The 17,158-nt window shown below is 34.8% G+C and carries 18 protein-coding genes; 6 read left to right on the forward strand and 12 right to left on the reverse strand.

Annotated elements, in window-relative coordinates; genetic code table 11:
- Positions 1-54 precede the first annotated feature (54 nt).
- The 9 genes from ACM55M_RS07180 to hisS all read right to left on the reverse strand — a co-directional run bounded on the left by ACM55M_RS07180 (position 55) and on the right by hisS (position 9,046).
- Positions 55-852 (reverse strand): Cof-type HAD-IIB family hydrolase, encoded by a 798-nt coding sequence (locus tag ACM55M_RS07180; RefSeq protein WP_416856889.1) that lies wholly within the window; start codon positions 850-852, stop codon positions 55-57.
- A gap of 23 nt (positions 853-875) precedes the next feature.
- Positions 876-1,094 (reverse strand): DUF2007 domain-containing protein, encoded by a 219-nt coding sequence (locus ACM55M_RS07185; RefSeq protein ID WP_291249006.1) that lies wholly within the window; start codon positions 1,092-1,094, stop codon positions 876-878.
- Between the two features lie 16 nt (positions 1,095-1,110).
- Complete coding sequence (locus tag ACM55M_RS07190; RefSeq protein ID WP_416856890.1) at positions 1,111-1,827, reverse strand: DEAD/DEAH box helicase; 717 nt, start codon at positions 1,825-1,827, stop codon at positions 1,111-1,113.
- Between the two features lie 63 nt (positions 1,828-1,890).
- Positions 1,891-3,054 carry a sigma-54-dependent transcriptional regulator gene (locus ACM55M_RS07195; protein ID WP_416856891.1) on the reverse strand — a complete coding sequence of 388 codons (1,164 nt, stop codon included), beginning with the start codon at positions 3,052-3,054 and terminating at the stop codon, positions 1,891-1,893.
- A 137-nt stretch (positions 3,055-3,191) separates the two neighbouring features.
- Positions 3,192-4,508: an ABC transporter permease gene (locus ACM55M_RS07200; RefSeq protein ID WP_416856892.1), complete on the reverse strand. Its 1,317-nt coding sequence runs from the start codon at positions 4,506-4,508 to the stop codon at positions 3,192-3,194.
- Between the two features lie 60 nt (positions 4,509-4,568).
- A complete protein-coding gene (locus ACM55M_RS07205) occupies positions 4,569-5,489 on the reverse strand; it encodes an ABC transporter ATP-binding protein (protein WP_416856893.1) in 921 nt (306 codons plus the stop codon).
- 147 nt (positions 5,490-5,636) lie between these two features.
- Positions 5,637-6,752: a molecular chaperone DnaJ gene (gene dnaJ, locus ACM55M_RS07210; RefSeq protein ID WP_416856894.1), complete on the reverse strand. Its 1,116-nt coding sequence runs from the start codon at positions 6,750-6,752 to the stop codon at positions 5,637-5,639.
- A gap of 44 nt (positions 6,753-6,796) precedes the next feature.
- Positions 6,797-7,375, reverse strand: a complete 579-nt coding sequence (locus ACM55M_RS07215) for a nucleotide exchange factor GrpE (protein ID WP_416856895.1) — start codon at positions 7,373-7,375, stop codon at positions 6,797-6,799.
- Positions 7,376-7,675: 300 nt separating this feature from the next.
- A complete protein-coding gene (gene hisS, locus ACM55M_RS07220; protein ID WP_416856896.1) occupies positions 7,676-9,046 on the reverse strand; it encodes a histidine--tRNA ligase in 1,371 nt (456 codons plus the stop codon).
- A gap of 346 nt (positions 9,047-9,392) precedes the next feature.
- Between hisS and ACM55M_RS07225 the strand changes: the two genes are divergently transcribed.
- Positions 9,393-10,637: an ABC transporter permease gene (locus ACM55M_RS07225; RefSeq protein WP_416857254.1), complete on the forward strand. Its 1,245-nt coding sequence runs from the start codon at positions 9,393-9,395 to the stop codon at positions 10,635-10,637.
- Between the two features lie 78 nt (positions 10,638-10,715).
- On the opposite strand, the gene prmC is transcribed toward ACM55M_RS07225, so the two are convergent.
- Positions 10,716-11,588, reverse strand: coding sequence for a peptide chain release factor N(5)-glutamine methyltransferase (gene prmC, locus ACM55M_RS07230; protein ID WP_416856897.1), 873 nt, complete (start codon positions 11,586-11,588; stop codon positions 10,716-10,718).
- Between the two features lie 78 nt (positions 11,589-11,666).
- On the reverse strand, positions 11,667-12,152 hold the full coding sequence (locus ACM55M_RS07235; RefSeq protein ID WP_416856898.1) for a GNAT family N-acetyltransferase: 486 nt from the start codon (positions 12,150-12,152) through the stop codon (positions 11,667-11,669).
- Between the two features lie 117 nt (positions 12,153-12,269).
- Here ACM55M_RS07235 and ribD point away from each other — a divergent pair, with 117 nt between their 5' ends.
- Genes ribD through ACM55M_RS07250 form a run of 3 tightly spaced genes read left to right on the forward strand, consistent with a single transcriptional unit; the run spans position 12,270 to position 14,549 of the window.
- Positions 12,270-13,313: a bifunctional diaminohydroxyphosphoribosylaminopyrimidine deaminase/5-amino-6-(5-phosphoribosylamino)uracil reductase RibD gene (gene ribD, locus ACM55M_RS07240; protein WP_416856899.1), complete on the forward strand. Its 1,044-nt coding sequence runs from the start codon at positions 12,270-12,272 to the stop codon at positions 13,311-13,313.
- Entirely contained in the window at positions 13,306-13,908 is a 603-nt protein-coding gene (locus ACM55M_RS07245; RefSeq protein ID WP_416856900.1) for an HAD family hydrolase, read from the forward strand. The genes ribD and ACM55M_RS07245 overlap by 8 nt, the downstream gene beginning before the upstream one ends.
- 11 nt (positions 13,909-13,919) lie before the next feature.
- Positions 13,920-14,549, forward strand: coding sequence for an IMPACT family protein (locus ACM55M_RS07250; RefSeq protein ID WP_416856901.1), 630 nt, complete (start codon positions 13,920-13,922; stop codon positions 14,547-14,549).
- A gap of 29 nt (positions 14,550-14,578) precedes the next feature.
- On the opposite strand, the gene ACM55M_RS07255 is transcribed toward ACM55M_RS07250, so the two are convergent.
- Positions 14,579-14,983, reverse strand: coding sequence for an acyl-CoA thioesterase (locus tag ACM55M_RS07255; RefSeq protein WP_416849097.1), 405 nt, complete (start codon positions 14,981-14,983; stop codon positions 14,579-14,581).
- A gap of 184 nt (positions 14,984-15,167) precedes the next feature.
- Here ACM55M_RS07255 and dnaA point away from each other — a divergent pair, with 184 nt between their 5' ends.
- Positions 15,168-16,595, forward strand: coding sequence for a chromosomal replication initiator protein DnaA (dnaA, locus tag ACM55M_RS07260; protein WP_416856902.1), 1,428 nt, complete (start codon positions 15,168-15,170; stop codon positions 16,593-16,595).
- 8 nt (positions 16,596-16,603) lie between these two features.
- Entirely contained in the window at positions 16,604-17,071 is a 468-nt protein-coding gene (locus tag ACM55M_RS07265) for a low molecular weight protein-tyrosine-phosphatase (RefSeq protein ID WP_416856903.1), read from the forward strand.
- Positions 17,072-17,158 lie beyond the last annotated feature (87 nt).

Genomic DNA, 17,158 nt, shown 5'->3' on the forward strand with positions numbered 1-17,158 from the left:
TCTTTTTAGAGAACAAGCATCGGATAATAAATTATTATTTTTTTTATTTGAAATCTAATTCAAAATAAATCGTCTCACTACTTCAGCCACGCCATGATTATTATTTGAGGCTACAATAACATCTCCTTTATCTCTCAATTCAGGATCTACATTATCTACCCAAACCCCTAATCCGGCATATTGGATCATTGTTAAATCATTTCCTGCGTTTCCAACGGCTATGATTTCACTTTGAAGAATGTTCAGTTTTTCGGCCAAAAATTTGATGCTGGCACCTTTATCAATCCCGTTTTGTGCTACTTCCAAAAAGAATGGTTTTGACATGCATACGCTAAGATGCGGCATGGCAAGTCTCAGGTCTTTTTCTACTTCTTTGAGATAGGCTGGCTCTTCCAATAAAATACATTTTATGGCTGCCGATTTAACTTCATCTTTGAAACTAAGGACCTTATTGTGTTCTAAACCGGTGATGTTTTTTTCGATTTCAATATATTCAGAATCCGTCTCACTCACAATTTTCCCATCAAGATACGTAATAATATGGGTCTTATTTTTCAAACTATAATCATACAATTCATGAATTTGTTGCTGAGTCAAAGTTTGCTCAAAAATGACTTTATCTTCTTTTAAATCAGTAATGACAGCACCATTATACGATATCATATAGGAATTATCCAATTGCAATTCTTTGGCGTAAGCAATCATCGCTGGAGTTGGCCTGCCAGATGCCAAAATAACATAAACGCCGAGTTCCTGTGCCTTAGCCAACATTGCTGCATTCTCGTTTGAAATGGTATGGTCATCGGTTAACAAAGTGTCATCCATGTCCAAAACTAACATTTTATATTTCATTCTGTTTTTTATTATGAATGCGGTTAAATACTCATTCTAAATTCTTCAATAACGGGATTCACTTTTGAAAACTCGGTTTCCTGAACGAACAATTCCACTGCTAAATCTGAATTTCCAAAACCTCCTAATCGAGCTGATTGTATGTTATTTTTTAAAACGGTATCTACTCCAATTGCTTCAATTCTCTGTTGTAACGCTAAAGCTAAAATCTCACTTCCCGAAAACACTTTCATTAATCCCATCTTATTCTTTATTTAATTATTTATTACCATTTTCTTCATCACCTTCTTGCTCCTCGAAGTCATCTCCAACTTCAGGCTCGAAATCCTCTTCCTCCTCAAAATCGTCTTCTTCGTCTTCATCTCCATCAAAATCGAATTCAAAAGGCTCCACTAGCATTTTTTCAGCAAGGACTTCTATTCGTTCTGTGAATTGCTCCGAAAAAATTATACGTTGGGTTCTGACAATGCTATTCGATATACGCATGATTTTAGTCTCATGACGCAATTTCAAAATTGGGTCGGCATCATCAAGGATAAACATTTTCAATCGGTTTACATTGAAACCTGCTGTTGTGAACATTTCACTCAACTTGTTTGGAGTCCCAATCAACACATCAATTCCGCTTGAAATATAATTTTTATCGTATTCAATATCCCCTTTATCATGAACACCATAGACTTCTAAATTAGAATTCTTTCCGTATTTTTCAAAAAGCGATTCCATTTCCAATACTTTGGCTTTATCTTCAACAATAATCAAAGCCCTTGGTGATTCCTCAGTTGCGCCTGCCAATCGCTGAATTACATTCAGCACAATTGTAGTCGATTTCCCGCTTCCTTTTGGTGCAATAATAATACAATCCGAACCACTCTTCATCGTCGAAAATGTTTCTTTTTGCATGGCATTGGCCTCGGTCAAACCATTTTCAATTAAGGCTTGCTGTAACTCTTCGTTTATTTTTTTTAGTTTCATTTCTTATGATTGAAGATTGAAAGATTAAAACTGATGTCAAATCTTTAAATCATTAAATTAATTTTATTTACTTGCGAATAACTTCACATCATTCTCGGAAATTTCGCTTCCGCCAAGGATAATCAATCGCTCCACCACATTTCTCAATTCACGGATGTTCCCTGTCCAATCGTATTCCTGCAATAAATGAATCGCTGCTGCAGAAAACTTTTTTATGGCATTTCCCTGTTCAGAAGCAATTTTATCGGCAAAATGCGAAATCAACATCGGGATATCCTCGCGTCTGTCGTTCAACGATGGTACTTTTATCAGGATTACAGCCAAACGATGGTATAAATCCTCCCGGAAACGCCCTTCGGCAATTTCTTTTTTCAAGTCTTTATTGGTCGCCGCAACCACCCGAACGTTGACTTTAATATCTTTATCTGCTCCCACTCTGGTAATCATGCTTTCTTGCAAAGCACGTAATACTTTGGCTTGCGCCGAAAGGCTCATATCACCAATTTCATCCAGAAAAATTGTTCCTTTATCAGCCGCTTCAAATTTTCCTGCACGGTCTTTCACCGCCGATGTAAAGGCCCCTTTTACGTGACCGAATAATTCACTTTCAATTAATTCTGATGGTATAGCGGCGCAGTTCACTTCGATTAAAGGGAAATTAGCCCTTTCACTTTTTTCATGTAATTGATGTGCAACCAATTCTTTTCCGGTTCCGTTTGGTCCTGTGATTAAAACTCGCGCTTCGGTTTGGGCAACCTTATCAATCATTACTTTGATGTGATTGATGGCTTCACTTTCGCCAATCATTTCGTAGTTTTTACTGACTTTTTTCTTCAGAATTTTATTTTCTACTACGAGTTGTTTTTTGTCTAAAGCGTTGCGAACCGTATTCAATAATCGATTTAAATCTGGTGGTTTCGAGATGTAATCAAATGCTCCCAAACGCATCGTATTGATGGCGGTTTCCATATCGCCATGACCGGAAATCATCACCATCGGGATTTCGGGCTTGATTTTTTTGACGGCTTCCAATACTTCGACACCGTCCATTTTTGGCATTTTGATATCGCACAAAACCAAATCGTAATCGTTGTTTTTTATTTTTTCAAAACCTGCAGCACCATCTTCCGCTTCTTCCACCTGATAGGTGTCGTTTTCTTCGGAGAGTATTTTTGTAAGCACTCTTCGAATAGCGGCCTCGTCTTCTATGATTAGTATTTTTGACATATTTTTATTTTTTTAGCCCCGATTAAAGTGGAAATCCTTTTTATTTTTTCTTTAAAAATAAAAAGATTGCAACGGAAAGCGGGAAATAGCTCCATAAATTAATTAAATTTTAACGGAAGCGAAAACAAACCAAGTTATTAATATTTCAACCATCGGTATAATTCGTTCCATGTTGGTTTTTTGCCGTACATGAGTATTCCTACTCGGTATATTTTGGCAGCAAACCAAACCACTGAAAAGAAGGTACCGAATAATACTGTTATTGATATTGCGATTTGCCACCAAGGTACGCCAAACGGGATTCGCATGAGCATAACGATGGGAGAAGTAAGCGGAATCATTGAAAAAACTACGGCAATTGTCCCATGCGGATCATTTATAACGGTAAAAAAACCGATGTAAACACTCAACATTAATGGCATGATGATAGGCAAAAGAAATTGTTGTGAGTCGGTTTGATTGTCGACTGCCGCCCCAATTGCTGCGTAAAATGAACTGTACAGAAAATACCCTCCAATGAAATAAATTACAAATCCAATCAAAATACTGGCAATGGGTAAATTCCATAATTCCTTGATATACATTTGGGCGGTTCCGGCAAATTCTTGTTGGGCAGTATGCATCAATTCGGGTGAAATTCTAGCGGTTGGTCCAAGATTTACGCCAAAAAACAGAGAAGCAGCAAACATTAAAGATAGTCCGATAGCGGCCCAAATAATGAATTGCAGCAATCCCGCTAATGCCGTTCCTACAATTTTCCCCATCATCAATTGAAATGGTTTTACGGAGGAAATTATGATTTCTACAATTCTGTTCGTTTTTTCCTCGATAACGCTTCGCATTACCATGTTACCATAGATAATAATGAACATCATAATAAGGTATCCAAAGGCACCACCTATACCGATTTTTATTTCGTTAAGTCCTTTTACACTTTCTTCGCCTGAGGCTTTTGTTAAGCTGATATTGACTTTAGATTCTGCATTTTTTATCGCTAAGGTATCGAGATGCGCTTTTTCCAAATTGGTTTTGGTTAACTTCTTTGCAATAACATCCTGGACACTTTCAATGAACGAAATACTTGGACTCTCGTTCGAAATAAATTGAATTTTATTTTCGAAATCTTTCGAATTGCTTTCATTTGGAATGTATAACAACCCTTCGTAGTTTTCGTTTGTGATGCTGTCTTTCAGGAATTTCAAATCTATCAGGGACAAATCAAGGTATTTGTATTCCCCTTTCTTAACGTTTTGAGAAGTGAATTCCTTAGCAAACAAACCTGATTCATCGTGAATGGCGATTCGTTTGGTATCGGCTTTCATGGAACTTAAATAACCCACAAACGCAGCTATTCCCACAAATAGTAACGGACTTAGAAAAGTCATAACAATAAAGGATTTATTACGCACTTTGGCAATAAATTCTCTTTTTATGATTAATGAAATGATGCTCATTTAGATTTGTGATTTTTGACTACCGATTTTTTGAAATCAAGAATAGGTAATCCTAACTATTTATTTAGTTACTGTTTGTATAAAAATATCATTTACACTTGGTATTTTTTCTACAAAGTGCGTTACTTGTCCCCGTTGTGTAAGGATATTCAACAATTCATTTGGCGTGGCGCTTCCTATTTGAATTTCCAGTTTTAACTCGTTGTTGAGTGACTTAAAATTAGCCGGTCCAACAGTAAATTTTTGTGTAATAGCATACATCAAGCCTTCTACATTATCCGATACAATGCCCACTTCAAAACTATTGGTTTTAAATTGTCTCTTGACATCGTCCAGTTTTCCCTCGATCAGTTTATTCGATTTATGAATCAGCGCAATATGGTCACATAATTCTTCTACACTTTCCATGCGGTGTGTCGAGAAAATTATAGTAGCTCCCTCTTCTCGCAATGCCAGAATTTCATCTTTTATAATATTGGCATTTACGGGATCAAAACCAGAAAAAGGTTCGTCAAAAATCAACAGTTTTGGCTTGTGTAACACACAAACTACAAACTGAATTTTCTGTGCCATTCCCTTAGAAAGTTCTTGGATTTTCTTGTTCCACCACCCTTGAATTTCTAATCTGTCAAACCAATATTCAAGTTGTTTCTTGGCCTCAGCCTTAGAAAGTCCTTTCATTTGAGCCAAATACAAGCATTGCTCCCCCACTTTCATCGTGTTGTACAATCCTCTTTCTTCAGGTAAATAGCCTATATATTGAACGTGTTTGGGCTGCAGTTTTTCACCATCCAAAATAATTTCGCCGCTATCAGGTAATGTAATTTGGTTTATTATTCGGATAAGAGATGTTTTTCCTGCTCCGTTTGGACCTAAAAGTCCGTAGATACTTCCTTTTGGAACAGTTAATGAAATTTCGTTAAGCGCCACATAATCACCATATTGCTTGACGACTTTATTAACTTCAAGTATATTACTCATGCTGAATTTTTAATTGTGGTAAAAGTAAATAATTAGTACCGAAATACTTAGAATTGTTTCATAAAAAACCCATCCTTATTTTAACAAGGATGGGGAATGTATTTTTTTAATTAGACGCGATAAATCGCGTCTCTACACGTTTTATTATTACGAAAACATATCTTTTACTTTCTCGAAAAATGATTTGTCTGATTTTTCCGGATTTGGAATAAAATTTTCATCTGTAAGATTTTTTTCAAAAAATTGTTTTTGGTCCTTGTTAAGCGTTTTTGGCGTCCAAACATTTACATGTACCAGTAAATCTCCGTTACCATATCCATTTATACTCGGAATTCCTTTTCCTTTTAATCTCAAAATTTTACCCGATTGAATTCCTTCCTCCAGTTTAATTCTAACTTTTCCGTTTATGGCTTCAATATCTTTCGAAATTCCCAATACTGCTTCAGCGAAACTGATGTATAAGTCATAATGTAAGTTTTCGCCTTCACGCTTCAAAAACTCGTGTTCCAATTCTTCAATGGCAACAATTAAATCTCCCGGAATACTGTTTCCTGGAGCATCATTCCCCTTATTGGAAACTTTCAATTGCATTCCGTCTACTACACCTGCAGGTATTTTTATCGAGACTGTTTCGTCTTCAAGAATCATTCCTTGTGAATCAGCCTCTGCAGGCTTTTTGTCTAAAATTTGCCCCGAACCTCCACATGTAGGACACGTAGAAGCAGACTGCATTCTACCCAAAATTGTATTGGTAACTCGCATTACCTGTCCTTGACCATTACAGGTAGAACATGTTTTATAACTAACTCCAGGGGCTTGAACCTTGCGCTTTACTTTTACTTTTTTCTCCACACCATTGGCAACTTCTTCCAATGTCAATTTTACTTTGATACGAAGGTTGCTTCCTTTAGCACGACGAACTCCGCCGCCTCCACCACCTCCGAAACCACCAAAACCGCCTCCGAAAATATCGCCAAACTGACTGAAAATGTCGTCCATATTCATTCCACCGTGACCACCTCCGCCAAAACCACCTGAACCATCAAAAGCTTGATGCCCGTATTGATCGTATTTTGCTTTTTTCTGAGGATCACTTAGTATTTCGTATGCCTCGGCCGCTAATTTAAATTTTTCTTCTGCCGATTTGTCTCCAGGATTCTTGTCAGGATGATGTGCTATTGCTTGTTTTCTGTAACCTTTTTTAATTTCGGCTGCATCAGCATTTTTGGAAATGCCTAATATTTCGTAAAAGTCTTTTTTCATTTTTGATTTTTTATGTCGTACAGATGCGATTTATCGCGTCTCTACTACTGCCCTATAACAACTTTTGGAAAACGGATGATCTTATCTCCCAATTTATATCCTTTTTCAAGAACATCGACAATTTTACCTTTCATTTTGTCTGATGGTGCAGGAATTTGAGTTATTGCTTCAGCAAAATCTGCATCAAAAGCATCTCCAGCCTTAACCTCAACTTGTTCTAATCCTTTAGAAACTAAAGTGTTTTTTAATTTTTCATGAATAAGCTCCACCCCTTTCAATAAAATTTCATCTTCAGATTTGCTTATTTCAACAATCGCTCTGTCAAAATCATCTAAAACAGGCAACATAGCAAGTAAAACTTCTTGATTTGCTGTTTTAAACAACTCGATACGCTCTTTAGTAGTTCTTCGTTTGTAATTTTCAAATTCAGCAAATAATCGTAAATACTTATCTTTCTCTTTGGCTAAGTCTTGAGTTAATTGTTCTTCAACACCTAATTCCTCAACAATAAGCTGCTCACCATTCGCATTTTGTTCTAATGTTAGGTCATCTATTTCTTGATCGATTTCTGTATTTTCAGTAGTCATATTACTTGTGTTTTTAAAAAAATTCTTAAACTTCATTTTTTATTCTTTTCTTTGGATTGCAAAAGTACTGCCAAATCTTATAAAATGTCAAATTGTCACATTAATATGGAAACACTCTTTTGTTTTGAATTAATTTCAGTGAAATAATTTTAATCCGTCACACTGAAATTTTAATATAATTTTAAGACTATATCGATAAAGATTACATAAATTTGTTAATGTTTTTTTGAAGAAAACACAAAAAGGTTGCCCACAAAAAATTATTAATTCATATTACCCTATATTAAAAAAAGCTTCGTTTTACAAAACGAAGCTTTTTTTATATTTAAAGATCACTTACGACAGTGACTTTTTCAGACCTTCAAAATCCAGCAAAACCTGCTCTCCTGTCACTAAATTTTTAAGCGAAAATGAATTAGATTCCATTTCTTCCTCCCCAATAATTACAGCAAAAGGAATTCCTCGTTTATCCGCATGTTGAAACTGTTTGGCCACCTTTGCATTATCAGGATACAATTCTACTTTTATTCCAGTAGCTCTTAATTTTTGTATGGCTTGTAATCCATAAAATGCTTCTGTATCACCATAATTAATAAACAACGCTTTGGAAGTTGCCGTTACGGTTTCAGGAAATAAATTCAACTCTTCGATAACCAAATAGATTCGGTCCAATCCAAAAGAAATCCCAACTCCACTCATGTTTTTAAGTCCGAAAATACCGGTCAAATCATCGTACCGTCCACCGCCGCCGATGGATCCCATGGCAACTGATTTTGGCGGAGCCACTTCAAAAATTGCGCCTGTATAATAATTCAAGCCTCTTGCCAGTGTTACATCTAAATCTAAAATTGCAGTTGACAATCCAAGTTTTATCACATTGTCACAAATAAAACGCAATTCCTCCACTCCTTTTATTCCTTCATTGGATTCTGCAAGTAAAACCGAAAGTTGGTTTATTTTTTCCGAGATGGTTCCAATGAAATTAAATAACGGCTGTACTTTTTCAATAGCTTCTTCCGAAATGCCTTTCTCCATCATTTCTTTTTTCACGCCGTCCTCCCCTATTTTATCGAGTTTATCTAACGCAACTGTGAAATCTATTAATTTATCTGATGCGCCAATTACTTCTGCAATTCCCGATAAAATTTTTCTGTTGTTGATTTTGATAGTTATCCCTTCTAACCCCAAAGCAGAAAAAACAGTATCATATAGTTGAACCAACTCCACTTCCTGCCATAACGATTTAGAACCCACAACATCAGCGTCACATTGAAAAAACTCTCTAAAACGCCCTTTTTGCGGACGGTCAGCACGCCAAACAGGTTGAATTTGGTATCTTTTGAATGGAAATTCAATTTCGTTTTGATGTTGTACTACATAACGGGCAAACGGAACCGTTAAATCATAACGCAAGGCTTTCTCTGAAATACTTGCCGTTAATTTAGTACTGTCTTTATTTTCTAAATGAGTTGCATTGGCTTTGGCCAAATAATCTCCTGAATTTAATATTTTAAAAATTAAGCGATCGCCTTCTTCTCCGTATTTTCCCATTAAGGTTTCGGAGTTTTCGAATGAAGGTGTTTCTATAGGTTGGAAACCAAATTTTTCGAAATTACTTTTTATAATCTGAATGATATAGTGCCGTTTTGCCACCTCGGTTGGTGAGAAATCTCTAGTCCCTTTTGGAATGCTTGGTTTTGATGCCATTTTTATGAATTAAAAATTACGAATTAAAAATTTATACAAACCTAATTTGTAATTTTTGATTTTTAATTCTTTTGCAAATATCTTATTTTTAAAATAAATCTGTTTACAAATTTTCGCATTTTATTGCCCGATCTCTAGCCCAGATTACAGCGAAAATAGGGAAGTGAAAAATAATATTGTTTTCTTGCCTGAAAGAGCGACCAAAGGAAGCTCCTTTCAGGCAATTGAAAACAAATTATTTTTACGGACCGGTTGTAGCGGAAAGCTGGAAATAGCTTCTAAAAATAAATTAGGATTTTTGAAAAGAAAATTTGTAACAAAAATTGTATTTTCGTGTCAAACTCGTATGATGCTAAAATTATTCAAAGAAAATATTCGGATTGCATTTGGTTCTATCAGGACCCAATTGTTACGAACCATACTTACGGTGCTGATTATCGCCATTGGGATTACGGCTTTGGTAAGTATATTAACCGTTGTTTCGGCTTTAGAAAACACAATTTCATCTGATTTTGCTTCGATGGGAGCCAATACTTTCAATATTAATCAGTATGAAAATGAAGTCCGAAATAACGGCGGACAAGAACGTAAAATTATAAATCCGATTATTTCCTATCCGGAAGCCGTCGCTTTCAAAAACAAATACAACTATCCTTTTACTGAAACTTCCCTCTCTTTTAAAGCCACGTCAGTAGCGGAAGTGAAATTCGGAGCCATTAAAACCGATCCCGAAAATTCTATTGTGGGTGTTGATGAACATTTTATGACTAATTCCGGCTTAGAAACTAGCGCAGGACGAAATTTTACCGGTTTTGACATCGACAACAATGCTTATGTCTGCATTGTAGGCTCTGATTTTGAAAAAGGATTACTGAAAGATGTCAATCCTATTGATAAAGTAATTTCGATTCGTGGCGCCCGATTTAGAGTCATAGGAGTATTAAAAGAAAAGGGTTCCACCTTTGGAAACAGCCAAGATTTACGAATTTTAATCCCAATTCAAGTAGCCCGTTCTCTTTTTACCGCACCAAATATCAATTACACTATGAGCATCATGGTTTCTAAGAAAGAATTATTGGACCAAGCCATTGATAATGCTACCAGCACGATGCGTAGGGTCCGTAAATTAAGCCCGATAAAAGACAATAATTTTGGTGTCGTTCGTAGTGATGATCTCATCAATAGAATCCTTGGCATCACTAAATATCTTGGCCTTGCCTCATGGCTTATCGGAATAATAACCGTTCTTGGTTCCTCCATCGCTTTGATGAATATCATGATTGTTTCGGTAACGGAACGTACAAGAGAAATAGGCGTTAGAAAAGCATTGGGAGCCAAAAAAACTACTATTGCTTTTCAGTTTTTTATAGAAACTTTACTTATTGGACAATTAGGCGGATTGGTAGGAATTATTTTTGGAATCCTGATTGGTTTTGGAATCGCTACTGCAATGAGTTTTGTGTTTGTCATTCCGTGGGGCGCAATTATGGCAGCGTTTATAACCAGTTTTATTGTAGCAATCGTTTCTGGTTTATATCCTGCCGTAAAAGCTGCAAAACTGGATCCAATTGAGGCATTGCGATACGAGTAGCTTGCAGGTTGCAGAATTAAAAAAAACTATTTTTTTGCTTTCCAACAAAATCTAAAATCGCTAATCTTCAATCTAAAATCAAACCTCAGATCGAATCATCCTGTCATTTCCGTAAATATCCTTGCGCAATTCGATGTTTTTGAAATTCATTTTTTCGAGTAAACCAATCATTTCTTTGCCTAAATATTGATTGATTTCAAAATATAATTGTCCGTTTGGCGATAAATTTTTTTGAGCCAATTCAGCTATTTTTCTATAAAAAATCAACGCATCATTATCTTCAACAAAAAGAGCCAAATGAGGTTCATTCTCCAAAACATTTTTCTTGATTTCCTCTTTTTCTAAATTGCGAACATAGGGAGGATTCGAAACAATAATGTCAAATTGTTGATTTAACCCTTCAACTGCGCTCAGGGAGGCAACTTCAAGAATGTTTTGATTTATAAAAGTAATATTTACGGTATTAATATTAGCATTTTTTTTGGCAGTAGCCAAAGCTTTTTCGGAAACATCAATGGCAAAAACTTGGGCATTAGGAATATTTTTTGCCAATGAAATAGCAATGCAGCCACTTCCTGTTCCAATATCTAAAATCTTTAAATTTTTTAATCTTTCAATCTTTGAATTACTTTTACTAATCCAATCCACTAGTTCTTCGGTTTCTGGTCTTGGAATCAAAACGTTTTCATTGACTTCAAATTCCAAACCGTAAAAACTGGTTTTACCTAATAAGTACTGTATTGGGATTTCTTTTTTTAATGGTTCCAAAATAGAATTCCAAACCGCAATTTCCTCTTCCGAAAAAACCAAATCAGGATGCAACGCCAAGTCAATTCTTTTCAATTGCTTTTTTTCTTCTAATATCAAATAGAAAAAACTCTCGGCTTCACCTGCATCGTAAATTGGAGTAAGCTCATTAATAAATTGAGTTCTATATTCTTTTATTTTCATTATTTTTTTATCCGCTATTCAAAATTGAATATTCAACTTTAAAAAAAATTAAAGATTGAACAACGAATTTTGAAGTTTTTATAAATCCTTCAACATCCAAACTGGACAACTAGTATGCCCCGTGCTTCCCATTGGGGAACAAATGTATTCGAAACCTACCTTTTTATATAATTTCTGGGCATCATGCATAAAGGGCATCGTTTCCAGATAACATTTTTCAAAACCAAAATCTTTTGCGCTTTGCAAACACATTCCCATCATTTTGCTGCCAATTCCCAAACCTCGAGTTTCTGGTAGAAAATACATTTTCTGCAATTCACAAATAGTTTCCACTTCATTTTCAAGTGGCGCTACTCCAGCAGAACCGATAATCTTCCCCTCTTTTTCAACAACATAATAAACTGATTTAGGCTTATTATACGCTTCAAACATTAAATCCAAATAAGGATCTTCATAGGCCGTTCCTACTTTTGGAATGTTCAATTCGTCAAAAACCGCACGTATTAGTTGTGCAACTGCCTGATTGTCTTCTTTCTTTATTTTTCTAATCCGGTACTCTTCCATTTTATTTCATAAACTAATTTCACCTACAAAAGTAGAAATTGTTTATTGTTATTTTCTAAAGTTTCAAAACTAATCCTGAAGTTTAGGGCTAAACTCAAAAATTACTACTTTTGTAATGTGAAAATACATGAAAAATATATAAAACGATGCATCGAGTTAGCCAAAAATGGTTTAGGAACAACGTATCCGAATCCTTTGGTAGGCAGTGTAATTGTTTATAACGATACAATCATTGGCGAAGGCTGGCATAAAAAAGCTGGAGAACCGCATGCCGAAGTACATGCCGTGAATTCAGTAAAAGATAAATCGTTATTAAAAAAAGCGACTATTTATGTCAGTTTAGAACCGTGCAGTCATTTTGGAAAAACGCCGCCATGTTGCGATTTGATTATCAAAAATAAAATACCAAATGTGGTTATCGGTACTATTGATCCAAATATAAAAGTCGCAGGAAACGGAATCAAAAAACTTATTGAAGCTGGAATACAGGTTACCGTTGGCATTCTGGAAGCGGAATGTCATGAACTGAACAAACGCTTTTTTACTTTTCACGAAAAGAAAAGGCCGTACATCATTTTGAAATGGGCCGAAAGTCAGGATGGTTTTATTGCACCTTTAGAAAAAGATGAAAAAAAACCAGTTTGGATTACAACTGTTTATTCGAGGCAATTAGTTCACAAATGGCGAACTGAAGAGCAAGCTATCCTGGCAGGAACGCAAACAATTATTGATGACAATCCGAAACTAAATGCACGGGATTGGTATGGAAACAATCCGATTCGAATAATTATAGATCAAAATAATCGAATTCCCAAAGACAGTCATATCTTTAATAATCAGGTTAAAACTATCCAATTTTCGAAATCGAAAACCTCAATTGAAAAAGAAAACACTATCTTTGAAGTAATTGACTTTGAACAAAACATAGCGAAACAAATAGTAAAAGCGTTGTATCAGCATCAAATTCAATCTGTAATTATTGAAGGTGGCCGGCAAACACTACAGACTTTTATTGACGCAAACCTTTGGGATGAAGCACGAATATTTGTTGGAAACATTCAATTTACTACGGGAACGAAAGCCCCAATACTAGATAAAAAACCGTTCGAAAAATATTCGATTGGCACTGATGAACTTATAATTTCTAGAAACCATGATTAATACTATTATATTTGATTTTGGGGATATCTTTATCAATTTGAATAAACAAGCCACTATGGATGCCTTATATCAATTAGGTTTGCAGGAGTGGAATGAAGATTTGGACCATTTGAATATTCAGTTTGAAACGGGTCAAATTTCGCGTGAAAATTTCCTTCTTGGTATTCAAAAACATGTACCAAACGCCTCCATAAATGAAATTCTTGAAGCTTGGAATGCAATTCTCCTTGATTTTCCATTGTACCGATTGGAATTTCTTCAAATGCTTTCCAAAAAATACCGGTTATTTTTATTGTCCAATACGGATGCCATCCATATAGAAACTTTCGAGCAAAAAAACGGAATTTCATTTTATAGTGATTTTTACCAATGTTTTGAAAAAGTCTATTTTTCGTTTGAAGTAGAAATGAGAAAACCCAATCCTGAAATTTTCAATTATTTGGTAAACAAACATGATTTGGCTCCAAAACGCACTTTATTCATTGACGATAAAAAAGAAAATACAGATGCGGCTCTCGCATTAGGGTTTCAAGTTTGGAATTTACAAGTCGGTGAAGAAGATGTCGTTAATTTATTTGACAAAAAAATAATTTAGAATAAACCCTTTTGGAATTTAAAGATACTTACAACACCATTGAATTTCCATCTTCAGAAATACTTTTCAAAGAAAAAAACAGTAAATTCTTTGGTTATGCTTACCCAATTCAATCTGAAGACGAAGTAAAACCACTAATCGAAATTTTACGAAAACAACATCCCAATGCTGGACATTTTTGTTATGCCTATCAAATAGGTGCTGACACAGTAACGTATAGAGCTAATGATGATGGAGAACCAAGCAACACTGCAGGCATGCCTATTTACGGACAAATTCAGTCATTTTCCGTAACCAATGTATTAATTGTGGTGGTTCGGATTTTTGGAGGCATAAAACTAGGTGTTGGTGGATTGATATCTGCTTATAAGACGACCTCTCAAATGGTCCTTGAAACTTGCGAAATAGTCGAAAAAACTATAAATATTCATTATTCAATCACATTTGATTATAAAAACATGAACAAAGTGATGCGAGTAATAAAGGAGAAAAAGCTCGAGATGGTGGCTCAGGAAATGGAAATAAATGAAGATTCAGGACTTCCGATAGGCAAAATGGAAATAAAAACACGAAAAAAAAATGCCGAAATGGTATTCGACATTTTTAATATGATGTTTGAAATCGATATAAAACGACTCTAATTTCTATTCGAAATTGCTGTTTCTATAATTTATTCTATCCTTTTTAACAATTCTAAAATATAATCTGGAGGAGCTGTTGGGCGACCCGTTTTTAAGGCCACAAAAACCAAAATAAATTGGGCAGTTGTTAACAACTCTTCGGACTCATTATAAATAGCGCAATCAAATTCAATCTTAACAGAACTCTGACTTTTGAAAGTGGTATGAACGGTAAGCAACTCATCATACCGAGCTGATTTTTTATAATTTATATTCATCGAAACAATCGGCAACCCGATACCGCTTTCTTCCATGTTTTTATATGAAATCCCTTTGTCTCTAAGCCATTCCACCCTTCCTATCTCAAAATAAGGGATGTAATTTCCATGATATACAACACCCATTTGGTCCGTTTCTGAGTAACGTACACGAACTTGAATTTGATGATCTTTCATTAATTATGAATTAAAAAATTAAAAATTAAAACGTGCCTTACAACAATAATTCGTAAAATTATTACCCAATATATTTTTTTTTACAGAAATTTGTTCACATATTTGTTACCCCGAAAAACGATGAAATTTCACTCTTTTTTTAGTAAGATAATAATTACAGAATAAAAATAATCTAACAGAATATATGAACAAAACTGCTCAATCAGTATGGGAAAACTGTCTTTCTTTCATAAAAGACAATATTCAGGATCAAGCTTACAAAACTTGGTTCGAACCAATCAAATCAGTTGAGCTAACCGATAATGCATTATATATTCAAGTTCCAAGTAAATTTTTCTACGAATGGCTAGAAGAACACTATGTAAAATTATTAAAAGTGGCACTTACCAAAGAACTTGGAAAAAACGCAAAGTTACTCTATAAAATCAGAATGGAAAACACTTATGGCAACAAACAACCGTTTACGGAACAATTGCCAAGTGCTAATAGAGTTCCTATGAAGCCACAAGAAGTAGATGCTCCATTTAAAAACCTGAACCCAGAATTAAAAAATCCTTTTGTAATTCCTGGTATTAGAAATCTAAAAATTGAATCTCAGCTTAACGCGAATTACAGTTTCGATAATTTTCTGGAAGGTGATTCTAATAGATTAGCGCGCTCTGCTGGGATGGCTGTTGCCAATAAACCTGGAGGAACTTCATTTAATCCATTATTAATTTTTGGAGGAGTTGGTCTTGGAAAAACGCATTTAGCGCATGCAATTGGTGTAGAAATAAAAGACAAATATCCTGAAAAAACGGTGTTATACATTTCGGCGGAAATTTTCACACAACAATATATTGACTCGGTAAAGAAAAACAACCGAAATGATTTTATACACTTCTATCAATTAATTGATGTTTTAATTATTGATGACGTTCAATTCCTTTCTGGAAAATCAGGAACTCAAGATGTATTTTTCCATATTTTCAATTATTTGCACCAAAACGGGAAACAGGTAATCTTGACATCAGACAAGGCACCAGTTGACATGCAAGATATTGAACAACGTTTATTATCTCGTTTCAAATGGGGATTGTCTGCAGAATTGCACCAACCGGATTATGAAACCAGAATTTCTATCCTTAAAAATATATTGTATAGAGATGGTGTGCAAATACCTGAAGAAATAATTGAATACGTTGCAAGAAACATCAAATCGAATGTAAGAGAATTGGAAGGAGCCATCATTTCCCTGATTGCACAATCATCTTTCAATAAAAAAGAAGTTACTTTAGAACTTGCTAAAAGTGTTGTTGAAAAATTTGTAAAAAATGTAAAACGAGAAATTTCTATCGATTACATTCAAAAAATTGTTTCCGATTATTTCCAATTGGATTTAGAAACGCTACAATCAAAAACTCGAAAGAGGCATGTTGTACAAGCGAGACAATTAGCTATGTTTTTTGCGAAAAAATTCACAAAAGCGTCTTTAGCAAACATTGGTTCACAAATTGGAGATAGAGATCACGCTACAGTATTACACGCTTGCAAAACCGTTGACAATTTAGTTGCTACCGACAAACAATTCAAGAAATTTGTTGAAGACATCAATAAAAAATTAACGCTATAAAAAGCATCATGCCCATAAAAATTTTAATGGTTTGTTTAGGAAATATTTGTAGGTCGCCCTTGGCCGAAGGTATATTAGCATCAAAACTCCCAAAAAATAAATTTACAGTAGATTCAGCAGGAACAGGTTCATGGCACATTGGTCATTCACCCGATGATCGTTCCATTGCTGTTGCAAAAAAAAATAAAATAAATATCTCAAATCAAAAAGGACGCCAATTCAGCACGAATGATTTTGATGCTTTTGATTATATTTATGTAATGGACAACTCTAATTATAGTGATGTGATTGAGCTTGCCAAAAATGAAGATCAAAAAGAGAAAGTACACCTCATTTTAAATGAGTTGTTTCCAAATGAAAATGTAGATGTCCCGGATCCTTATTTTGGTTTACCAAATGGATTTGAAATCGTTTACAACATGCTTGATGAAGTTTGCAATGTAATTTCAAAAAAAATAATAGAAAAACATCAATAAGCTTTTCTCTAAAAAAATTATTTTTAGTTCTTTTAAAAAATCTACACCATACACTCAACGAGAAGAATTCTTTAAAAAATTACTTCA

This window comes from Flavobacterium galactosi (assembly GCF_048158585.1).
In the GTDB taxonomy this organism is placed as follows: Bacteria; Bacteroidota; Bacteroidia; order Flavobacteriales; family Flavobacteriaceae; genus Flavobacterium; species Flavobacterium galactosi.

Excerpts from the sequence above, each read along its gene's own strand:
- ACM55M_RS07180 (WP_416856889.1), bottom strand. The coding sequence starts at position 852 with ATGAAATATAAAATGTTAGTTTTGGACATGGATGACACTTTGTTAACC.
- ACM55M_RS07185 (WP_291249006.1), bottom strand. The coding sequence starts at position 1,094 with ATGGGATTAATGAAAGTGTTTTCGGGAAGTGAGATTTTAGCTTTAGCG.
- ACM55M_RS07190 (WP_416856890.1), bottom strand. The coding sequence starts at position 1,827 with ATGAAACTAAAAAAAATAAACGAAGAGTTACAGCAAGCCTTAATTGAA.
- ACM55M_RS07195 (WP_416856891.1), bottom strand. The coding sequence starts at position 3,054 with ATGTCAAAAATACTAATCATAGAAGACGAGGCCGCTATTCGAAGAGTG.
- ACM55M_RS07200 (WP_416856892.1), bottom strand. The coding sequence starts at position 4,508 with ATGAGCATCATTTCATTAATCATAAAAAGAGAATTTATTGCCAAAGTG.
- ACM55M_RS07205 (WP_416856893.1), bottom strand. The coding sequence starts at position 5,489 with ATGAGTAATATACTTGAAGTTAATAAAGTCGTCAAGCAATATGGTGAT.
- dnaJ (WP_416856894.1), bottom strand. The coding sequence starts at position 6,752 with ATGAAAAAAGACTTTTACGAAATATTAGGCATTTCCAAAAATGCTGAT.
- ACM55M_RS07215 (WP_416856895.1), bottom strand. The coding sequence starts at position 7,375 with ATGAAGTTTAAGAATTTTTTTAAAAACACAAGTAATATGACTACTGAA.
- hisS (WP_416856896.1), bottom strand. The coding sequence starts at position 9,046 with ATGGCATCAAAACCAAGCATTCCAAAAGGGACTAGAGATTTCTCACCA.
- ACM55M_RS07225 (WP_416857254.1), top strand. The coding sequence starts at position 9,393 with ATGATGCTAAAATTATTCAAAGAAAATATTCGGATTGCATTTGGTTCT.
- prmC (WP_416856897.1), bottom strand. The coding sequence starts at position 11,588 with ATGAAAATAAAAGAATATAGAACTCAATTTATTAATGAGCTTACTCCA.
- ACM55M_RS07235 (WP_416856898.1), bottom strand. The coding sequence starts at position 12,152 with ATGGAAGAGTACCGGATTAGAAAAATAAAGAAAGAAGACAATCAGGCA.
- ACM55M_RS07245 (WP_416856900.1), top strand. The coding sequence starts at position 13,306 with ATGATTAATACTATTATATTTGATTTTGGGGATATCTTTATCAATTTG.
- ACM55M_RS07255 (WP_416849097.1), bottom strand. The coding sequence starts at position 14,983 with ATGAAAGATCATCAAATTCAAGTTCGTGTACGTTACTCAGAAACGGAC.
- dnaA (WP_416856902.1), top strand. The coding sequence starts at position 15,168 with ATGAACAAAACTGCTCAATCAGTATGGGAAAACTGTCTTTCTTTCATA.
- ACM55M_RS07265 (WP_416856903.1), top strand. The coding sequence starts at position 16,604 with ATGCCCATAAAAATTTTAATGGTTTGTTTAGGAAATATTTGTAGGTCG.